The 20,621-nt window shown below is 52.9% G+C and carries 20 protein-coding genes; 8 read left to right on the forward strand and 12 right to left on the reverse strand.

Going from position 1 to position 20,621, the window contains the following annotated elements; genetic code table 11:
• Window positions 1–237: 237 nt before the first annotated feature.
• The 4 genes from Q7T66_RS00495 (at window position 238) to Q7T66_RS00510 (ending at window position 5,037) form a co-directional block, all read left to right on the forward strand.
• Window positions 238–2,904, forward strand: a complete 2,667-nt coding sequence (locus Q7T66_RS00495) for a DNA topoisomerase III (protein ID WP_304931267.1) — start codon at window positions 238–240, stop codon at window positions 2,902–2,904.
• A 207-nt stretch (window positions 2,905–3,111) separates the two neighbouring features.
• Window positions 3,112–3,456 carry a DUF4870 domain-containing protein gene (locus Q7T66_RS00500; RefSeq protein ID WP_304931268.1) on the forward strand — a complete coding sequence of 115 codons (345 nt, stop codon included), beginning with the start codon at window positions 3,112–3,114 and terminating at the stop codon, window positions 3,454–3,456.
• Window positions 3,457–3,522: 66 nt separating this feature from the next.
• On the forward strand, window positions 3,523–4,314 hold the full coding sequence (locus tag Q7T66_RS00505) for a carboxylesterase (RefSeq protein WP_304931269.1): 792 nt from the start codon (window positions 3,523–3,525) through the stop codon (window positions 4,312–4,314).
• 141 nt (window positions 4,315–4,455) lie between these two features.
• Window positions 4,456–5,037, forward strand: coding sequence for a peroxiredoxin (locus tag Q7T66_RS00510; protein WP_304931270.1), 582 nt, complete (start codon window positions 4,456–4,458; stop codon window positions 5,035–5,037).
• Here the strand turns inward: Q7T66_RS00510 and Q7T66_RS00515 are convergent, their stop codons facing one another.
• The 6 genes from Q7T66_RS00515 to Q7T66_RS00540 all read right to left on the reverse strand — a co-directional run bounded on the left by Q7T66_RS00515 (window position 5,038) and on the right by Q7T66_RS00540 (window position 8,937).
• A complete protein-coding gene (locus Q7T66_RS00515) occupies window positions 5,038–5,529 on the reverse strand; it encodes a methylated-DNA--[protein]-cysteine S-methyltransferase (RefSeq protein WP_304931271.1) in 492 nt (163 codons plus the stop codon).
• An 84-nt stretch (window positions 5,530–5,613) separates the two neighbouring features.
• Window positions 5,614–7,116: a DNA-3-methyladenine glycosylase 2 family protein gene (locus Q7T66_RS00520; protein ID WP_304931272.1), complete on the reverse strand. Its 1,503-nt coding sequence runs from the start codon at window positions 7,114–7,116 to the stop codon at window positions 5,614–5,616.
• Between the two features lie 105 nt (window positions 7,117–7,221).
• The gene (locus Q7T66_RS00525; RefSeq protein ID WP_304931273.1) at window positions 7,222–7,683 is read right to left on the reverse strand and encodes a hypothetical protein; all 462 of its coding nucleotides are present in this window, start codon (window positions 7,681–7,683) and stop codon (window positions 7,222–7,224) included.
• 70 nt (window positions 7,684–7,753) lie between these two features.
• Window positions 7,754–7,999 (reverse strand): DUF1289 domain-containing protein, encoded by a 246-nt coding sequence (locus Q7T66_RS00530; protein WP_304931274.1) that lies wholly within the window; start codon window positions 7,997–7,999, stop codon window positions 7,754–7,756.
• Window positions 7,992–8,324 carry a YnfA family protein gene (locus Q7T66_RS00535; protein WP_304931275.1) on the reverse strand — a complete coding sequence of 111 codons (333 nt, stop codon included), beginning with the start codon at window positions 8,322–8,324 and terminating at the stop codon, window positions 7,992–7,994. Before Q7T66_RS00535 ends, Q7T66_RS00530 begins: the two co-directional genes overlap by 8 nt.
• Before the next feature lie 133 nt (window positions 8,325–8,457).
• A complete protein-coding gene (locus Q7T66_RS00540; protein WP_304931276.1) occupies window positions 8,458–8,937 on the reverse strand; it encodes a GNAT family N-acetyltransferase in 480 nt (159 codons plus the stop codon).
• A 575-nt stretch (window positions 8,938–9,512) separates the two neighbouring features.
• Here Q7T66_RS00540 and Q7T66_RS00545 point away from each other — a divergent pair.
• The 3 genes from Q7T66_RS00545 (at window position 9,513) to Q7T66_RS00555 (ending at window position 13,317) form a co-directional block, all read left to right on the forward strand.
• A complete protein-coding gene (locus Q7T66_RS00545; protein ID WP_304931277.1) occupies window positions 9,513–10,658 on the forward strand; it encodes a TRAP transporter substrate-binding protein in 1,146 nt (381 codons plus the stop codon).
• Between the two features lie 95 nt (window positions 10,659–10,753).
• Window positions 10,754–11,422 (forward strand): TRAP transporter small permease subunit, encoded by a 669-nt coding sequence (locus Q7T66_RS00550; protein ID WP_304931278.1) that lies wholly within the window; start codon window positions 10,754–10,756, stop codon window positions 11,420–11,422.
• Window positions 11,419–13,317: a TRAP transporter large permease subunit gene (locus Q7T66_RS00555; protein ID WP_304931279.1), complete on the forward strand. Its 1,899-nt coding sequence runs from the start codon at window positions 11,419–11,421 to the stop codon at window positions 13,315–13,317. The genes Q7T66_RS00550 and Q7T66_RS00555 overlap by 4 nt, the downstream gene beginning before the upstream one ends.
• A 139-nt stretch (window positions 13,318–13,456) precedes the next feature.
• Here the strand turns inward: Q7T66_RS00555 and Q7T66_RS00560 are convergent, their stop codons facing one another.
• The 6 genes from Q7T66_RS00560 to Q7T66_RS00585 form a co-directional block, all read right to left on the reverse strand.
• Entirely contained in the window at window positions 13,457–14,395 is a 939-nt protein-coding gene (locus tag Q7T66_RS00560; RefSeq protein WP_304931280.1) for a hydroxymethylglutaryl-CoA lyase, read from the reverse strand.
• Between the two features lie 112 nt (window positions 14,396–14,507).
• Entirely contained in the window at window positions 14,508–15,527 is a 1,020-nt protein-coding gene (bioB, locus tag Q7T66_RS00565; RefSeq protein ID WP_304931281.1) for a biotin synthase BioB, read from the reverse strand.
• 35 nt (window positions 15,528–15,562) lie between these two features.
• The gene (gene bioD / locus Q7T66_RS00570; protein WP_304931282.1) at window positions 15,563–16,297 is read right to left on the reverse strand and encodes a dethiobiotin synthase; all 735 of its coding nucleotides are present in this window, start codon (window positions 16,295–16,297) and stop codon (window positions 15,563–15,565) included.
• A 1-nt stretch (window position 16,298) separates the two neighbouring features.
• Window positions 16,299–17,483 (reverse strand): 8-amino-7-oxononanoate synthase, encoded by a 1,185-nt coding sequence (bioF, locus tag Q7T66_RS00575; RefSeq protein ID WP_304931283.1) that lies wholly within the window; start codon window positions 17,481–17,483, stop codon window positions 16,299–16,301.
• Window positions 17,480–18,826: an adenosylmethionine--8-amino-7-oxononanoate transaminase gene (gene bioA, locus Q7T66_RS00580; RefSeq protein ID WP_304931284.1), complete on the reverse strand. Its 1,347-nt coding sequence runs from the start codon at window positions 18,824–18,826 to the stop codon at window positions 17,480–17,482. The genes bioF and bioA overlap by 4 nt, the downstream gene beginning before the upstream one ends.
• Window positions 18,827–18,883: 57 nt before the next feature.
• Window positions 18,884–19,291, reverse strand: coding sequence for a YchJ family protein (locus Q7T66_RS00585; RefSeq protein ID WP_304931286.1), 408 nt, complete (start codon window positions 19,289–19,291; stop codon window positions 18,884–18,886).
• A gap of 173 nt (window positions 19,292–19,464) precedes the next feature.
• On the opposite strand from Q7T66_RS00585, the gene Q7T66_RS00590 reads away from it, so the two are divergent.
• Window positions 19,465–20,529 carry an MBL fold metallo-hydrolase gene (locus tag Q7T66_RS00590; RefSeq protein ID WP_304931699.1) on the forward strand — a complete coding sequence of 355 codons (1,065 nt, stop codon included), beginning with the start codon at window positions 19,465–19,467 and terminating at the stop codon, window positions 20,527–20,529.
• Window positions 20,530–20,621 lie beyond the last annotated feature (92 nt).

Consider the following 20,621-nt stretch of genomic DNA (forward strand, 5'->3'; position numbering starts at 1 on the left):
GCAAATCTACAAGCGCCGGACATGTCACTTCAGCAACACCCGTTATTCCCATTTCACTTCTCTTTTGTCACAAGCTTGCGGATTTCGCCGCAACGCGCTTATCATTGGCCGCTTGACGGCTATGCAACTCTTATATTAGCGCGGGTCTTCTTGAAAAAGCCGCCCTCGCCATAAGCTGTATTCCTCAACCTGCACGCAGCTATGTGTGTCGGCACCTTCTTTAGAGATTACCTGACCATGACAAAAACCCTCATCATTGCCGAGAAGCCCTCGGTCGCGAACGATATCGCGAAAACGCTTGGTGGCTTTACCAAGCATGATGACTATTTTGAATCTGATGAATACGTGCTGTCGTCCGCAGTCGGTCACCTGCTCGAAATCGCGGTGCCGGAAGAATTCGATGTCAAACGCGGCAAGTGGACCTTCACGCATCTGCCGATGATCCCGCCGTACTTTGCGCTCAACCCGATCGCCAAAACCGAATCGCGCCTCAAGGTGCTGAACAGGCTGATCAAGCGCAAGGACGTCACCGGCCTGATCAACGCATGCGATGCCGGGCGAGAAGGCGAACTGATTTTCCGCCTGATCGCGCAAAATGCCAAAGCCAAACAACCGATCAAGCGCCTGTGGCTGCAATCGATGACGCCAGGCGCCATCCGCGAAGCATTCAAGAACCTGCGTAGCGACGCCGAAATGCTGCCGCTGGCCGACGCCGCACGTTGCCGTAGCGAAGCCGATTGGCTGATCGGCATCAACGGTACGCGTGCGATGACCGCGTTCAATTCAAAAGAAGGCGGCTTCTATTTGACGACCGTAGGTCGCGTGCAAACACCGACGCTGTCGATCGTGGTCGAACGCGAAGAGAAGATCAAAAAATTCGTCTCGCGCGATTTCTGGGAAGTGCGCGCAGAATTCATTTGCGCCGCCGGCATCTATGAAGGTCGCTGGCTGGATACCGCATTCAAGAAGGATGAAGTCGATCCAGAGCGTCGCGCCGAACGTCTGTGGAGCAAAGCTGCTGCAGAATCCATCGTCGCCGCCTGTCGTGGCGGCAAGATGGGCAATGTCACCGAAGAATCGAAACCGACTACATCGATGGCGCCAGCGCTGTTCGATTTGACCAGCCTGCAGCGTGAAGCAAATGCGCGCTTCGGCTTCTCCGCGAAGAACACACTCGGTCTGGCGCAGGCGCTGTACGAACGTCATAAAGTATTGACCTATCCACGTACCGATTCGCGCCATCTGCCGGAAGATTATTTGCCGACTGTTTTGGAAACGCTTGAAGTCGTCGCCGAGAACAATAACTATCATCAGTTCGCCAAGCAGATCCTGAATAATAAATGGGTCAAGCCGAACAAACGGATTTTCGATAACACGAAAATCAGTGATCACTTTGCGATCATCCCGACCACGCAAGCACCGAAGAATCTGTCCGAGCCGGAACAGAAGTTGTACGACCTCGTGACGCGTCGCTTCATGTCGATCTTCTTCCCGGCGGCAGAATTCCAGGTCACGACGCGCTTTACCGAAGTCTCCGGTCATCAGTTCAAAACTGAAGGCAAGGTCATGACCAACCCGGGCTGGCTCGCGGTCTACGGCAAAGAAGTCATCGATGAAAAAGATCCGGAAAATAGCGGCACCTTGGTACCTGTCGCCAAAGGCGAAAAGGTAAAAACCGAATCGGTTGTCGCCAATGGCCTCGTCACCAAACCGCCTGCACGCTATTCAGAGGCAACCCTGTTGTCCGCGATGGAAGGCGCAGGTAAGTTGATCGACGACAGCGATCTACGTGACGCAATGACCGGCAAAGGCTTGGGAACACCAGCCACGCGCGCCGCCATCATCGAAGGTTTGCTGAACGAGAAATACCTGCTGCGCGAAGGTCGCGAAATGATGCCGACCGCAAAGGCATTCCAGTTGATGACTTTGTTGCGCGGCCTCGGCGTAAACGAATTGACTGCACCGGAACTGACAGGCGAGTGGGAATACAAGCTGTCGGAAATGGAACGCGGCAAAATCACGCGCGAAGATTTCATGCGCGAGATCGCACAGATGACGCAAGTGATCGTCAAGCGCGCCAAGGAATACGACAACGATACGATTCCTGGCGATTACGCGACACTCAAAACACCGTGCCCGAATTGCGGCAGCGTGGTCAAGGAAAACTATCGTCGATTCGCTTGCACCAAGTGTGAATTCTCGATGAGCAAAACGCCAGGCAGCCGTCAGTTTGAAGTCGCTGAGGTTGAAGAACTGCTGACGAATAAAACCATCGGTCCACTGCAAGGCTTCCGCTCGAAGATGGGCCGTCCGTTCGCTGCCGTTCTGAAAATTTCACGCGACGAAGAAATCAAAAACTTCAAACTGGAATTCGATTTCGGCCAGAACGATGATGAAAATGCAGAGCCTGTAGATTTCAGCGAACAAACGCCTATCGGCCCATGCCCAAAATGCGCAGGCGGTGTGTACGAAATGCCTTTGTCCTATGTCTGCGAAAACTCGGTAGCAAAACCAAAAACCTGCGACTTCCGCAGCGGCCGCATCATTCTGCAACAGGAAATTTTGCCTGAGCAAATGAGCAAACTACTCAACGAAGGCAAGACAGATTTGTTGCCAGGATTCGTTTCGCAACGCACACGTCGCGCATTCAAGGCGTATCTAGTCAGAGGCAAAGATGGCAAAACCAGCTTTGAATTTGAACCTCGCAAAGAGAAGGTGCCGGGTAAAGGCAAGGCGGCGAAGGTAGCTGACGATGCGGAAGAAACAGCGATTGAAGCAGCACCGGCCAAGGCCGCCAAGAAGGTAGCGGCGAAGAAACCGGCTGCGAAAAAGGCACCGGCTAAGAAAGCTCCTGCCAAAAAAGCAGTAGCGAAGAAACCGGCGGCTAAAAAAGCGGCGGCGTAAAATCAGAGTTCTTCACATTACAGAAGGGGCGCATCAAGCGCCCCTTCTGCTTTGTAGCGCTTACTCTTGTTTGCAGCAAAACTTATTACTGTTGCTAAAGCCAGCCTTGTCGTCTTATGCTGTTTCCCATAACAATTCATCACGCCACAAAATTCACACCGCATCATCTTTCAACGTAATCTTGTACGAACCAACTAGGGAGTTTTCATGGATCAAATCGAAGCAGGTAGTCCAAGCAAAGACGATTGCAATATTGCGATGCTCGCACATCTGTTGGGGATTTTTACTGGATTCATTGGTGCGCTGATTATCTGGATCGTGAAGAAGGACAGCCCAGGCTTTGCCAACTCGCAAGCCAAGGAAGCATTGAATTTTCAGATCACTATCACGATAGGATTTTTGATTGCATGGGTGCTGGCGTTTATCTTGATTGGCTTTGTGCTGGTGCCAATTCTGTATGTCGCCAATTTGATTTTCTGCATACTCGGTGCGATTGCCGCATCCAAGGGTCAAGCATATCGCTATCCGTTTGCGGTTCGTCTGGTGCAATAAAAAGCTAGGCAGAAGCCGTATGGCGTCTGCGCGTACGTCACACAAGCAAACAAGAATGGAACGCTCATGAAACGATTGATAGCTTTTCTGGCGAGTGCATTGTTCGCGATGTCGGCCTTTGCGGCGAATGACGTCGCGCCGAAAATCGGCGTAGTGATCATGCACGGCAAGGGTGGCACGCCAACGCGAAATGTAGCTGAACTGGCATCCGCACTGGAAGCAAAAGGTTATCTCGTCGCGAATCTCGACATGCCTTGGTCAGCGCGACGCGATTATGATGCCAGCGTGAGTGCTGCCGAAGCAGAGGTTGAATCAGCCCTTGCGACATTGCGTAGCAAGGGCGCAAGTCGCGTGTTCGTGGCCGGCCATAGCCAAGGTGGATTATTCACAATCTATTTTGCAAACAAGCATGTGGTTGACGGCATCATCGCGATCGCACCGGGCGGCAATGTAGGCAGTCCTGTTTTCCAGGAAAAACTGGGCGCTGCCGTTGCTGATGCACGCAAGATGATCGCCGAAGGCAAGGGAAATGAAAAAGCCCGCTTCTCCGATTACGAAGGTTCCAAGGGACTGACGCCTGTGAATACGACTGCGACTTTGTATCTCGACTGGTTCAATCCAGAAGGCGCATTGAACCAGATCAATGCAACGAAGAATGTAAATCCGCGCACACCTGTATTATTTATCGCACCGAAGGCCGACCATCCGGGTTTGGCGAAGGTCAAACAGGAAATGTTCAACGCGCTGCCTGCCAACCCGCTCACCGTGCTGTATGAGCCCGATGCAACACATGTGGGCGCGCCATCTGCATCGATAGACGAAATTGTTCGATGGACCAAGGACATCAGCGCGCGGTAATGTGAATGAAGGCTTGATGTAGACAAGCCTTCTGTCGTTCATTCCAAATATCGACGTACTGAAAAAACAGAAGCATGGCAGAAGAAAAGACGTGACGTCTTCCAATCTATAATTCGTTTTTTACATCAACGCAGCTCAGATATGCGCACAGATAATCTGCTATCCGTTCCCGACAATCTGCCCGTTCCTCAAGACGATGGAGCGTGCGATCACTTGCGTGGCTTGACGCTGCCGTCGATTGCATTGCAGGCGACCTCAGGAGCGAAAGTCGATCTATCGAAAGATACCTCGCCCTGGATCGTTGTGTATTGTTATCCGAGAACCGGGCGACCCGATCAAGAACTGCCGGGTGGCATGACTGCGTGGAACGCCATCCCAGGCGCACGCGGTTGCTCTCCGCAATCCTGCGCCTATCGCGATCATTATGCGGAATTAAAAGCGTTGGGCGCGACGGTGTATGGTCTGAGCACGCAAGACACGACCTATCAAAGCGAATTGGTTGAAAGATTGCATCTGCCATTTGCTTTGCTGAGCGATGCGCAACTTACTTTTGCTCAAGCCTTGCAGCTGCCTACCTTTCACTTCGCAGGAATTGGTTTGATCAAGCGCCTTACCTTGATTATTCGCGCAGGAAAAATCGAAGAAGTGTTTTATCCGGTGTTCCCGTCAGACGCTGATGCCGAACATGTAATTGCATGGCTGACATCTCACGGCGGCAAGTAATTAACTGACCGCGATATCTTCCAACGCGAGCAAGAAGCGCTTGCGCTCCACACCACCTGCATAACCTGTCACCGCGCCTGATGAACCGATCACGCGGTGGCAGGGCACGATGATGGACACGGGATTTTTTCCGATGGCTGAACCTACTGCGCGCAGCGCTTTTGGATTGCCCAATCCTTGTGCATGCTGTGCATAGCTGACACTTTTTCCAAACGGTATCGCAGTCAAGGCCGTCCATACGCCGCGCTGGAATTCAGTGCCGGTCATATCCAGTGCGACATCAAATTCGGTACGTTGTCTGGCAAAATATTCATCCAGCTGCGTCGCGGCTTTCTTCAAATGCTGAATCGCCGCTTGCGTTGGTTTTTCCAGCCAACTATCTTTGCCTTTGAAGTGTTTGTGTTCTTCAAAATAAATGCCGCAAATGCCAGCGTCAGTTGCCGCGATCAGCAAGACGCCGATCGGGCTTGGATGTTTTATGAATGAAATCATGATGTTCCTTTGAACCGTAATGTCGGCTGCTATATTAAAAATCGCCAATCAAATCCGCTATCGCCTGAGCAATGATATGAATCATCAAGCCAGCGAATGCCACAACAACAGCGCTGCATAGCCGCGCCATGGCGACCAGTTTGCAGCACGCAATAACAATTGTTTTTCCGTCAGGCGCACGCTGCCCTGAAGTTCAATCGCCGCTTTTTGCAAACCCAGATCGCCAGCAGGAAAGGCATCTGTAAATCGCAAAGCGCGCATTGCAATATATTGCGCAGTCCAATCACCTATGCCGCGCACACTTTTTAGATGCTCAAGTACTTCGGGCAAGGGCGTACCCGGCTTTATTTTCAAACCATCTTCTGCTGCAAACTGTGCGAGATTTCGTATCGCATCGGCACGCGCGGTCGGTAAACCGATCGCGATAATATCTGCCGTGCTTGCCTGTGCCAGTCTTTCCGGCGTTGGGAAGTGATGCGTCACACCGATGAACGGCGTGTCTGTCGGGCTGCCAAACTTATTAACCAGACGTCCTGACAACGTCGTCGCACCTGCTACGCTCACTTGCTGGCCGAGCACTGCGCGTATCGCCAATTCAAATACATCAAAAGCGCCAGGCACACGCAAACCTGGCGTCTTGCTGATCTGCTTTAGCAACAAGGGATCATCGGCTAAATGCGCAGCGATGACTTCAGGATTGGCATCGAGATCAAACTGGCTGCGTATGCGTGCCAGCAAAGGCATCAACGCATGTGCAAGCGAGGCCGATAATGACAACTCGATTTGATTTTTTTCAGGAAGGTGTTGCACATGCAACCAGCCGTCTACTTCGCCGAGCCGCACGCTACGTGCATATGACATCGCACCAGTGTCATCCTTGATCACAGTTTCAACACCGGCGATTGCGCGCCCTGACAAGTAATGCAGCATTTCTGTCCATGCAAATGGCGGTCTGTATGCAAGACGCAAGGTGATGGCATCGTTACCATTGCTGGATAATTTTTCAGCGGCGCGCCGTATGCTGGTTGGTGCCATGCCATAGCGCGTGAGAAATAGCGCATTGAATCTGCGTATGCTGCCAAAGCCTGCCGCATACGCGACGTCGCTCATGGGCAAGCGCGTTTCCTGTAGCAATTTTTTTGCAAACAAAAGTCGTTGCGTTTGCGCGAGCTCGATCGGCGTCACGCCAAAGTGCTGCAACAAAACGCGGCGCAATTGCCGCGATGACAAACCGACTTCTTCCGCCAATCTCTCTGTATCGCCATCATTCAATGCGCCTGCAGCGATGCGCTGCCACACGGCGTACGCAAGATTTTGTTGGAGTGCATACGGCGCAAGCTCGGGACGGCAACGCAAGCAGGGACGAAAACCCGCGGCTTCCGCTGCAGCGGCAGTACTGAAAAATAAACACGATGATGCGCGCGGTGTTTTGGCCGAGCAGACAGGGCGGCAATAGATGCCGGTAGTTTTAACGCCGGTGAAGAACACGCCGTCGAAACGTGCATCTTTTGCTGCTAAGGCGCGATAGCAACTCTCATCCGTCAGAGTCGCATTGTCCTGCATGTGATTGCTATTGGGGATGTCCATGGGCGTATTTATACGCGCAGGATCTAGTAGCGTCTAGCCGTTTTCGGACAAGGCTGGCTTTGCTGACAATATGCTTGAATGGCGCGCTTCAACCTACGAGCCAGATTATTTCCCTGCCATTTTTTGCATCTGGAATGCCAGCGATATTTGTGCGAACTCGATCAAGATTTCTTGGGTGCCACCGTTGAAGGTAGTGAAGGAATTACCCGTGCGAACCACCAATCGCGGCGGGAATATCCAACCGGCGTAGGGCACGCCTATCATCTTGGCGCTGCGCACGTCGCGCCATTCGACTTGCCGGTTGTACATCCAGGTTTGCGTAATACCTTTTTCGTCGATCGTAATTCTCGACCGCAAAAACCAGTAGTAACTGACGGCTAACATCAATGCAGCAAAGACCAGCAATGCCTTCACGCTGAACCCGTACTCCAGCAGCGGAAATCGACGCGCGATATCGATTGCATACACCACCAGCGTGGCAGAAAAAACTGTCGCCAACAGCTTGAACCAGCGGCTGTATGCAGGACCGTTGACCGTTGTGGCAGGCTTGTAAAAATTCAGTTCCATTGCACTTCTTCCAAAAATTTCATGCGACGGATGATCGCACATATTATTTAATTTGCCGTCTATCTTGCCATCAGGACAAGCTCGCATCGTACCGTTGCTGGAGCGCCTGCCAAATGAGGCGCTTGTCACCTTCGCTGGCGCCACCCCATGTGGCGATTTCATCTATGGTACGCAAACAGCCTACGCAGAAATGTGTCCTTGTATCTACCCTGCAGATGCCGATGCACGGTGAAGGCAGAATATCTGTGTTGTCTTCCAGATTAATGCTGGCCAGCCGTTGACTGAATTCGGCAGGATCAACTTTTTTACTACGCATTGCGCGGTGCAAACATGATGATCGCCATGCCTAGCAAAGTGCAGGCAACGCCAACCACGTCCCACACCGATGGCTTGATGCCGTCGATTGCCCACAACCAGCACAGCGCAACTGCGACGTAGACGCCACCATACGCGGCGTAGACGCGCCCGCTGGCGTCAGGGTGCAGCGTAAGCAGCCAGGCAAACAGCGCGAGGCTGAAAGCCGCTGGAATCAGCAACCATACCGAACCGGATTGACGCAACCACAGATACGGCAAATAGCAGCCGATGATTTCTGCAAGCGCAGTGACAACGAATAACGCGATGGTTTTGATTTCAAACATGGGAATTTTCCTGTGGCTGTTCCACCGATTTTTTAATCCATTCTATTGACCCAGCTCGGCATTCAATCGAGCACTCCATGCACAAGGAGAGCGAACGTCTGCCGGGCAAGCTATAGAAGTCGGATGCAGCTACTTAGCTACGCGCGGCTTTGCGCGCCAAAGTACGATGCCATTGCCACACGACGTCGCCATCGGGCTCAACCTGTTCCGCAACAAACTGAAAGCCCAGATTTTTTAATATCGTATTTGCTGCGTTTTCGACATTTTCTGTGTGCGCAACGACAGTGAGCGTCGCATCGCTTGCATGTGCAATATGCAATAGCTCGCGCACCATTTCGGTGGCGATACCTTGTCCCTCGAATTTCGGAAAGGTGAGATATCCGATTTCGACCTTCTTCGTATCTCCATCCTTTTGCGGCGGTGACTTGAAGCCACAAGCACCGACCAAGCGTCTATCGTACACGGCTAAATAGCCTATCCAGGGCGCGAGAAAACCGCTGTTGCGATACAACTCGGCAGTCGCCTTGCACACTTGCTTAACGTGCATATCAAGACGGCCGGAGACATCCGTCGGCTGGCCTTTTTTATCAATCGGAATGAGCTGGACGTGCATCAGTAATGACGCTTTGCAGAAATAGCATTGCCGACGCTGGATAGCGGCTTACCTGCCGCACCAATTTGAATCAATTTGATTGTTTGCATCTGATTACGAAGTCACTTCAAAATATAAGTTAATGCAGCTGTAAGCATCACGTAAGGGAATGGCCCGAATAATGGCAAATCAATTAAGTGCAGGAAAATAGTGAAGTCATTTTAACCAGATAAACCTACTGGCAAAAAATGAAGTCCGCTCCGGCGTTATTTTCATCTCATCAAGATTGATGCAGGCCACGGCATTTTACGTCAACACGCCAACCTGCTCTGTAGCAGCATGCTGTATTACCGCTTTGCCTTAGACGCGCTAGACGTCAACCAAGAAGCACGGCATCGCATCAATAAAAAAGAAGGAGACACCGTCACCCAAGCCTCAAATCACTGAGCAAAAAACCTGGAACTTGCTGCATCGCACCTTGACATCTTTTTGTTAAAGCGCATTCTAGGCTCGTCAGCCCGGCCGCCATTTCATATGGATGCTGTCTGTCGGTGATGAATCAAAGTTATTTCTAAAAATATAAAAGGAGATACACAATGAAGAAGAATCACGATCAGAACAAGACCACCGCCCGCCGCAAGTTTCTGGGTACCGCAACCGCCGGCACCGCAGCAGCCGCCCTCAGTTTTCCAATGATCTCCACCGCGCAATCTGTGACGCAGATGCGCTTTCAAAGTACTTGGCCTAGCAAAGATATCTTCCACGAATACGCGCTGGATTTCGCTAAAAAAGTGAATGACATGACCGGCGGTGAACTGAAGATTGACGTGCTGCCGGCTGGTGCAGTGGTCCCTGCATTTGGTCTGCTGGATGCGGTATCAAAAGGTACATTGGATGGCGGCCACGGTGTCATGGGCTACAACTACGGCAAGCAAAGTGCGATTGCATTGTGGACCTCAGGCCCGGTGTTCGGCATGGATGCGAACATGGTGCTGGCATGGCATAAATACGGCGGTGGTAAAGAGCTGCTGGAAAAACTCTACACATCGATAGGCGCCAACGTCACGTCTTTCCTCAGCGGACCGATGCCAACTCAACCGCTAGGCTGGTTCAAAAAACCAATCACCAAAACCGATGATCTGAAAGGCCTCAAGTTCCGCACCAATGGCCTCGCGATCGATTTGTTTACAGCGATGGGCGCAGCGGTGAATGCATTGCCAGGTGGCGAAATCGTCTCGGCGATGGATCGCGGCTTGCTGGATGGCGCAGAGTTCAACAACGCCAGTTCGGATCGCCTGCTCGGCTTCCCTGACGTCTCCAAAGTCTGCATGCTGCAAAGCTTCCATCAAAGCTCGGAGCAATTCGAGATCAGCTTTAACAAAACCAAATACGATGCATTGCCACCGAAGATGAAAGCCATCATCGCCAATGCCGTCGAAGCCGCATCAGCCGATATGTCGTGGAAAGCAATCGATCGCTATTCCAAGGATTATCGCGAAATGCAAACCAAGGACAACGTCAAGTTCTACAAAACACCTGACGCCATCCTGCAAACCCAGCTGACAATCTGGGACGACGTCGTCAAGAAAAAAGGCGCCGACAATCCACTGTTCCAGGAAGTTGAAAAATCGCAGCGCGTCTTTGCGGAACGCGCAATGCGTTGGGACATGGACACCAACAATAACCGCCGCATGGCATTCAATCATTACTTTGGACAGAAAAAAGCACCGGCCAAATCCTGATGATTGACTGAATCGAACGGGCATCTTTCCTGATTACTGATCCGGATCGATGCCCGTTTTTCCAGCAGCACTGTTATTTTGTAAAAGGTGTCTTCATGACCGTCCAGAATTTTCTCTACGGCATCGATCGCGTCAATACCTGGGCCGGTAAAGCCGCGTCCTGGTTGATCGTTGGTCTGATGCTGTTGATATGCGCCGAAGTTTTCAAGCGCTATCTTCTCAATGCCCCCACCGCCTGGATCTTCGACGCCACCAATATGTTGTACGGCACATTGTTCATGCTAGGTGGCGCGTACACCTTGGCGCAAAACGGCCATGTGCGCGGCGATTTTCTTTACAGCAGCATGAAACCACGCACGCAGGCATCGTTTGATCTGGTGCTGTATTTCGTTTTCTTCATTCCCGGCATACTCGCGCTCTGCTATGCGGGATGGGAATATGCCGGCGACTCATGGCGCATCAACGAGCACTCCACACTGACGGCGAACGGGCCGCCTATCTACCACTTCAAAGCCATCATTCCACTCGCGGGTGGATTGATGATGCTGCAAGGTATAGCGGAAATCGTGCGCTGTGTCGTTTGCCTGAAAAACGGTGAATGGCCTGCACGTTTGAAAGACGCTGAAGAGATTGATGTCGTCGAACAGCAGCTAGCCAATAGTGAATACGTCGATGCAGAAACGCGCAAGGACGCAATCGAGCGCGCGCATTCAATTGAAGAGACGGCAAAACAACGCGGCATGGGCGATGGAGTAAAGCTATGAGCGAACCGGCAATGGGAATGTTAATGCTGGCCCTGATCGTGGTCGTGATCCTGATGGGATTTCCGACTGCTTTCACATTGATGGGGCTAGGTACTGCGTTCGGCTTCATCGCGTTTTACGATCCATCGCAATCGTGGTTTCACAATCGGGTATTCGATTTGATGGTGCAGCGTGCGTATGGCGCGATGACCAATGATGTATTGGTGTCGATACCGCTATTCGTGCTGATGGGCTACGTGATGGAGCGAGGGGCGCTGGTGGATAAAATGTTCTACGCCTTCCAGCTCGCCTTCCGTCGTGTACCGGCATCGCTGGCTGTCGCTTCGCTGATCGTTTGTACCTTCTGGGGCATCGCAAGCGGATTGGTGGGTGCAGTGGTCGTGTTGATGGGCGTGATCGCTTTCAACCCAATGTTGAAAGCAGGTTATGACACACGGCTGGCAGCAGGCGTCATCACGGCTGGCGGCACGCTGGGTATTTTGATCCCGCCATCGGTGATGATCATTGTGTTCGCTGCCGTCGCGGGTGAGTCGATCGTCAAACTATATGCAGCTGCGATGTTACCGGGCTTCTTCCTCGCGTTTCTGTATCTGGTGTACATCATCGGCTGGGCCATGATCAATCCGAAGATTGCGCCGAAATTGCCAGAAAGCGCCACGCATATTCCGGTCGATCCGTGGGCTGTGAAACTGCAGCAAGCGTATACCCGCAAAATGCTGCCGGCATTATTGGCAGCAGTCGCAATGCCAGGAAAAGCGATGCGCATAGAGATCGAAGGCGTGGGTATCACCTACTGGAAGCTGCTGAAAAATCTGATGGCCGCATTGATGCCGCTGGCGATTACCGCGTTGACTTTGGCTACCGTGTGGTGGTTCATCGTGATCCATCAGCAACCGGATGAAGTTGTGTCCACGCGCGCCGTTGCCGAAGAAATGCAACTCTCTTCAGCATCTGCCCCTACTGACGCACCTCAAGCTCTGGGCAGCACCGCCAGCGATCCAAACGCACTGGCAGAAGCGCCACCAGAAGAACTGGGTGGTGATCCTGTTGATACCGTTTCAACTGAACCAGAAGGCCTGCAGGCAATGGGCGACGCAGATTTGCAAACCCCTGTGCATGAATATACAGGCCCGCCATCCGGCTTCTACATCACCTTCTCGATTGCAGTCGTGATCTCGGTGCTGTTGCTGGCGTATTACTACTGGATCATGGAAGCGGAATTGTTCCAGTTGCTCAAGCTGCTGATGTCATCGACGCTGCCGCTGGCGACATTGACCTTCCTCGTGCTCGCAGTGATTTTGTTCGGTATCACCACCGCAACTGAATCTGCGGCGGTTGGTGCGTTCGGCGCCTTCCTGCTGGCGATACAAGCCAAATCACTGACGTGGAAAAAGATCAAGGAAGCAGTTTTCCTGACGTCTAAAACTACGGCGATGGTGTGCTGGCTGTTTGTCGGCTCAGCGATTTTCTCTGCCGTGTTTGCGATCCTCGGTGGACAAGCGCTGGTCGAACAATGGGTGTTGTCGCTGGACATGACGCCGCTGCAATTCATGTTGCTGTCGCAAGCGATTATCTTCGTGCTGGGGTGGCCGCTGGAATGGACAGAGATCATCGTGATCTTCGTCCCTATCTTCCTGCCTATGCTGCATCACTTTGACATCAATCCCTTGTTATGGGGCACGCTGGTATTCGTCAATCTGCAAGCAGCTTTCCTGTCACCACCGGTGGCGATGTCGGCCTATTATCTGAAAGGAGTGGCACCTAAACATGTCACGCTGAACCAGATTTTTGCCGGCATGATGCCGTACATGTTCATCGTGATTCTCTGCATGATCCTGATGTACGTCTGGCCGGGTATGACCTTGTGGTTACCGGAATTCCTGTATGGGAATTGATCGCTGAGCGACGCGGTAATCAAGCGTCGTAAAGTAAAAACGGGATGCGGCCAATTTGGCGCATCCCGTTTTTTTATTCTGCTGCGATTTGTATTTTTTAACGTGCTTTCGTTTTCAAAGTATTCAAATCATTTTGCGCTTATCCGCATGCAGCGGCACCTTGCCGCTTCGCTGCAATCGCATTACCTGCACGACTGACTGCCTTACGACCAAGTTTTTCAGAAATGAATTGCCCCGCATCGACCACCGCGTCGAAATCGATACCGGTTTCTATACCGAGGCCGCGCATCATGTACAACACATCTTCGGTCGCAACATTGCCAGTCGCACCTTTGGCGTACGGACAACCGCCGAGACCCGCGACCGATGCGTGATAAATCGTGATACCGACTTCGAGGCTCGCGTAAATATTTGCCAACGCCTGACCGTAAGTATCGTGGAAGTGACCGGACAAACCCGCAATCGGGAATTCCTGCGCTGCGCGTTGCATCACCGTTTGCACATGACGCGGCGTTGCGACACCTATCGTGTCAGCAATATCAATTTCATCGCAACCAAGATCGCGCAATTGCTGCACTACGCTCGCTACGCTGTCTGTCGATACCTCACCTTGATACGGACAACCGAAAGCGCAACTCACTGCGCCGCGCAAACGTAAATTGTTTTCCTTGGCCGCACGCGCCACATCGCGGAAGCGCTCTACCGATTCGGCTATCGAGCAATTGATATTCTTTTGTGAAAATGCTTCCGACGCTGCGGCGAAGATCACCACTTCATCCACACCTGCGGCCAATGCTGCTTCGAAACCTTTCATGTTCGGCACCAAAGCCGAATACAAAGTGCCAGGCCGACGCGTAATACCGGCCATCACTTCCGTCGATGTCGCCATTTGCGGCACCCATTTTGGCGAGACGAATGATGCCGCTTCGATATTGACGAAACCAGCTTGCGACAAGCGATTCACCAGTTCGATCTTGACGTCAGCATTGATGGTTTGCTGTTCGTTTTGCAATCCATCGCGCGGACCAACTTCGATGATCTTGACGGCTTTCGGCAGGCTGGAAGAAATCAATTGCATCACCTCGATAAAACAATAATCAGAACGAATCTACTTTAGCTGTAAAAACGGCCAGTCGAAGATTCAACCGGCCGCTTATATAAATTCAACACATCAACCAAGCATCAAACTCTTACGATGGTGTTACATCGCAACGCGCATCGATCGAAGTTTTACGGGTATGCATGCCGAGCTTTTCCAGCAACTCCTGATCCGCTACCGCTTCAGGATTGCCGGTCGTCAGCAATTTGTCGCCGTAGAAAATCGAGTTCGCGCCAGCAACGAAGCACAGCGCTTGAATCGCTTCGCCCATTTCACGACGACCTGCGGACAAACGTACGCGCGCTTTAGGCATCGTGATACGTGCCACCGCGACAGTGCGAACGAATTCCAAAGGATCGATAGGATCAGTGCCGTGCAAAGGTGTGCCTTCGACTTGCACCAGATTGTTGACCGGTACCGATTCAGGATACGGATCCATATTGCACAATTGCGCGATCAGGCCAGCGCGTTGCAAACGCGATTCGCCCATGCCGACGATGCCGCCGCAGCAAACCTTGATGCCGGCGCCGCGCACGCGACCGAGTGTGTCGATACGGTTTTGGTAGTCGCGGGTCGAGATCACGTTTGAATAGAATTCAGGTGCGGTGTCGAGATTGTGATTGTAGTAATCGAGGCCGGCGTTTTTCAGTTTTTCAGCCTGGCCTTCGCCGAGCATGCCGAGCGTCGCGCAGGTTTCCATGCCCATCGCTTTCACTTCGCGCACCATCTCTTCGACCTTTTCGAGATCGCGATCTTTTGGTTCGCGCCATGCAGCACCCATGCAGAAGCGCGTCGCGCCGTGCGATTTTGCTTCGCGTGCGGCAGCCAATACTTCTTCCAGTGGCAAAATCTTTTGTGCCGTTACGCCAGTGTCGTAACGCGCAGCTTGCGGGCAGTAGCCGCAATCTTCAGGGCAGCCGCCGGTTTTAATCGACAGCAAAGTCGCCAATTCGACTTCAGACGGATCGAAGTTTTCGCGATGCACGGTTTGTGCGCGATACATTAATTCATTGAATGGCAGATTGAACAAAGCGAGCACATCATCTACCGGCCACGTGGTCGGGACGATAGCAGCGACTGGCGCTTGGAAGGTTACTGGTTGCGACGACATAAAAACTCCTGACTAAAATTCAAAGCTAATGTTTGTCAGGCTGACTTGGGCCAGCCAGGCAAACACGAAAAATCCAGAAAAGCAGCCGCTGCAGCAGGCAAGGGCGCATGTTGTTGATCACCATCAACAGACAAACGCGGCACACAACCCAGCAACGGTGCGGACAAACGGGCCGACAATGCTTCCACATTATCCCCAGCATATGCCATGCCAGCATCGACGGTATTCGCCACCCAACCCACCAACTTCAGACCACGTGCAGCGATCGCATCGGCAGTCAATAAAGCGTGATTCAGGCAACCGAGCCGCAGCCCGACCACCATTATGACCGGCAAAGCCAGTTGTTGGGCCAAATCTGCAGTATTGGCATCATCCGTCAAGGGAACGCAAAAACCGCCCACGCCTTCCACCACCACCGCATCTGCCATTTCAACAACTTGCGCGTAACAGCTGCGAATATGCGCGATATCGATCACAACATACTCCAACTTCGCTGCAACGTGCGGCGCAGCGGCGGCTTTAAACATATACGGAACTGCCAAATTTCTTGGTAAAACGACATTTGCAGCCTGCGCCAAAGCGTCAGCGTCGTCATTGTGCCAGACCTCGCCATCGGCTGTCTGAATCGGATGCGCGCCGGCCGCCACAGATTTGATGGCTGCAGCCCGCACGCCGGTTTGAACCAGCGCATGCAGGATCGCGGTCGAAATCAGCGTCTTGCCGATTTCAGTATCAGTGCCGGTTACGAAACAACTGAAAGATGCTGTCACCTCAGGTCTCCTTTTCTAATTGATGCAGCGCACCGACTAACTGCGCGACATCGTCAGCGGTATGTGCAGCCGACAAAGTCACACGCAAACGCGCGGTACCAGCCGGCACAGTCGGCGGACGAATCGCCGGCACCCAGAAGCCGCGCTCATATAAATTCGCCGCAACTTGCATCGCCACATCATTCGCGCCTATCACGACCGGTTGAATCGCGGTGCTGGATGCCATTGCCTGCCACTTAGTCAATTGCAGGGATTCTGAAAATTGTGCGATCAGACTTTGCAATTGGGCGCGACGTTCTGCGCCTTCCGCACCTTCAATAATATCCAGGCTGGTCAGCAAGGCATGCGCAACAGCTGGCGGCGCAGCGGTGGTGTAAATGTACGGACGCGCGCGCTGCACCATCCATTCGATCACACTCGCATGCGCCGCGACGAAGGCACCGGCAACGCCAGCAGCCTTGCCTAGCGTGCCCATGTAAACCAGATTCGGCGAACGCAGATTGAAATGTTCCAGCACACCACGACCATGCGCGCCGAGCACGCCAAAGCCATGCGCATCATCGACCACCAGCCAAGCATCGTGTTGTTCACACAAAGCCAGTAAGCGTGGCAAATCAGCCAGATCGCCATCCATGCTGAAGACGCTATCGGTCACGACCATTTTTTTCGCGGCAGTACTGGCGGCGAATAGCGCAGATAATTTATCGATATCGCCGTGCGGATAAACCTGTACGTTCGCACGCGATAAACGCGCGCCATCGATCAAGGATGCGTGATTCAAGGATTCTGAAAACAGGTCAGCATCGCTGCCAGCCAGCGCACTCAGTATCGCGAGGTTAGCCATATAGCCGGTGCAGAAATACAGCGCACGCGCGTTTTCGATTTGCGGCGCGACGAATTGTGCGAGGCGATCTTCCAGCGCTGCATGCGCGCGCGAGTGACCGCTAATCAAATGCGATGCGCCGCTACCTGCGCCATAGAGTTCTGCGCCTTGCTGCAAGGCTGCGATGATTTTTGGATGCGCCGCCAAACCTAGATAATCATTGCTGCAAAACGCCAACATGGAGCGACCATCAACTTGCACGCGCGGCGTGGATGGCGACTCGGTAATGCGACGGCGACGACGCAAACTTTGCGCATCAATTTGCGCAAGCTGCGCATCCAGTCCCGCGATCAACTTGCTCATGCGGCCATCACTTTGGCAAAAACGGTTTGCACGCGCGCGGCGAGACCTTCGATTTCTTCACTGCTTAAGATGTACGGCGGCATCAGATACACCGTGTTGCCAATAGGGCGCAGCAACAACTCATGTTCCAGCGCCGTCGAGAAGAAGCGTTGTGAGAAAGTCGCTGCCGCTTGCGGACTATCGACCACTGCATCGAAGGCCCACATCATCCCGCGATGGCGGAAGTTCGCGACTAGCGCATGATTAGCCAACGGTGCGAGCGCCTTGCTCAAATGTGCAGCACGTGCGCGATTGCTATTGATGACATCGTCTTCTTCAAAAATCGCCAGCGTCGCCAACGCCGCGCGGCAGGCCAACGGATTACCCGTGTAGGAATGCGAATGCAAAAAGCCGCGCTTCACATCGACGTCGTAGAAAGATTGATAAATTTCATCGCGTGTCATCACCAAAGACAAAGGTAGATAACCGCCGCTGATGCCTTTCGACAGACACAAGAAGTCAGGCCAGATCGCCGCTTGTTCACACGCGAAGAAAGTACCAGTGCGACCGCAACCAACCGCAATCTCATCCGCGATCATGTGGATTTCATATTTATCGCACAGCAAACGCACTTCCTGCAGATACACAGGATCATGCATCGCCATGCCGGTCGCACATTGCACCAATGGTTCGATGATGATGGCAGCGATGTGTGGTGCGCGTTCCTGCAATAATTTTTCCAGATCTTTCGCGGCGCGACGTGCGACATCGGCAGCGGATTCGCCTAGTTCAGCGGCGCGTGCGTCAGGACTCGCGACGACGTGTGCATGCTGCAGCAAAGAATCGTAGGCATCGCGGAAAATCGCGACATCGGTTACGCCGAGCGCGCCTATGGTTTCGCCGTGATAACTGCCCTTCAGGCAAACGAACTCGCGCTTGGCAGTTTTGCCATGATTGCGCCACGCGTGAAAGCTCATCTTCAACGCGATCTCAACTGCCGACGCGCCATCAGACGCGTAAAAACAATGACCGAGTACATGACCGGTGCGTGCAGAAAGTTGTTCCGACAATTGCACCACCGGCTCGTGCGTAAAACCGGCGAGCATCGCGTGCTCCAGCAAATCGAGTTGCGCCTTCAGCGCGCTATTGATGCGCGGATTGGCGTGACCAAACAAATTGACCCACCATGAACTGATCGCATCCAGATAGCGATTACCGTTGACGTCATACAACCACGCGCCGCGACCGTGACTGACGGGGATCAGCGGCAATGTTTCGTGATGCTGCATCTGCGTGCACGGATGCCAAACGCTACGCAAGCTGCGCGCGACCAGATCGTTTTGTTTGCCAGGTATGTTATTCATTTCGCCAACCTCGCTCGTATTCTTGCCATGCGTTTGCCACTGCAAACGCGGTACAACTTATTCGGGAAACACGCCGTCTATATAAAACCAGCGGCCATCTTCTTTGACGAAACGGCTGACTTCATGCAGCCGTTGTGCGCGACCACCACTTTTGGAGCGCGCAACAAATTCCACCGTTGCTTCGGTTTCGCCCGGCACAAATTTCTTCACTTCCAGTCCCAGCCATTTAGTCGCTGCATCGTGTGCAAAATCCGTCAAAGGCGGGCGCATAGATGCGTGCCACGTCGCATGCACGTAATGCATCAGACCCAACACATACGCGCTGTAACGCGAGCGCATCAGTGCTTCGGCATTCGGAGCGTCTGTGCCATCGTGGAAAGGCTTGCAACATAGCGCGTAACTGTCTTTGCCACCATGATTGCCGCAAGGGCAAGCGGCGCTCGCCGTGGAATTTTGTTTTGCCATACTTTCTTTGCCTGCCTTACCCTTAGCAATCTTGGAGCGCCGCACTAATGCACCGTTTAAAATGGCGCTTGATGTTCAAAATGCAGCCTCAAGGCGTTGCCATAGTGTTTCAGGAAGCTATTGTAGGCGCGCCCGACTGGAATGTGAACCGTATTGCCCCACGCGAGATCTTGATGAATCTGCTTGAAGCCCAGTTGAATTACCCTTTTGACGACACCTTGCCCGACGTTGGCGGCGCGTTCGAGGTCGCGCCCGGCATCAAGTGGCTGCGCATGGGTTTGCCGTTTGCGCTGAACCACATCAATCTGTGGCTGCTGAAAGAGTCAGTCGAAGGTGAAAGCGGCCTGGTCAAAGGCTGGACCATCATCGATTGCGGCATCGCGAATGACGCCACGCGCGACGCGTGGGAGCAAATTTTTGCTACGCAACTGGAAGGCCTGCCGGTCATACGCGTCATCTGCACACACTGCCATCCCGATCACGTCGGCCTCGCCGACTGGATCTGCAGCCGCTGGAATGTACCGCTGTGGATGACGACCGGCGAATACACGTTCGCGAGAATGATGTCGGCCGCCTTGCCGGGTTCAGACGGCACGGCTATGTTCCCCTTCTTCAAACTGCACGGCCTCGCTGATCCGCAAATGTTGCAAGAGCTGGAAGGCCGCCGCAGTTATTACCCGACACTTGTACCAAGCGTGCCGCTGACCTATGTGCGCATACACGACACGCAAAACTTCCGCATAGGCGAGAACACATGGCGCGTCATCACCGGCTTCGGCCATGCGCCCGAACATGCATCGCTGTATTGCAAAGAATTGAACGTACTGATCTCCGGCGACATGGTCTTGCCGCGCATCTCGACTAATGTCTCGGTCTTTGCGATCGAACCGGAATCGAATCCGGTACAACAATTTCTTGATTCGTTATTGAAATACAAGGATTTGCCGGACGACACACTAGTACTGCCATCACACGGCAAACCCTTCCGCGGTTTGCATACGCGCATACAGCAGTACGTCGATCATCACGCCGCGCGCTTGCAGGAAGTATTGGACGCCTGCGTCACACCACAATCAGCAGCCGACATCGTGCCGATCATGTTTGTACGCAAGCTGGATTCACATCAATTGAGTTTTGCGCTGGGCGAAGCGCTGGCGCATTTGCACAAGCTTTGGTTTGATGGAATTTTGAAGCGAGACATTTGCGCCGATGGCACGATCAGATTCAGAGTCCGCTGATCACGCTCGAAAATAAAAAGCGCCATTGCAAATGGCGCTTGCTGAATCAGAAATTTACATCAAGATGCAATACGGATTTCTGACTCAGTCCA

It is taken from the genome of Herminiimonas sp. (assembly GCF_030655415.1).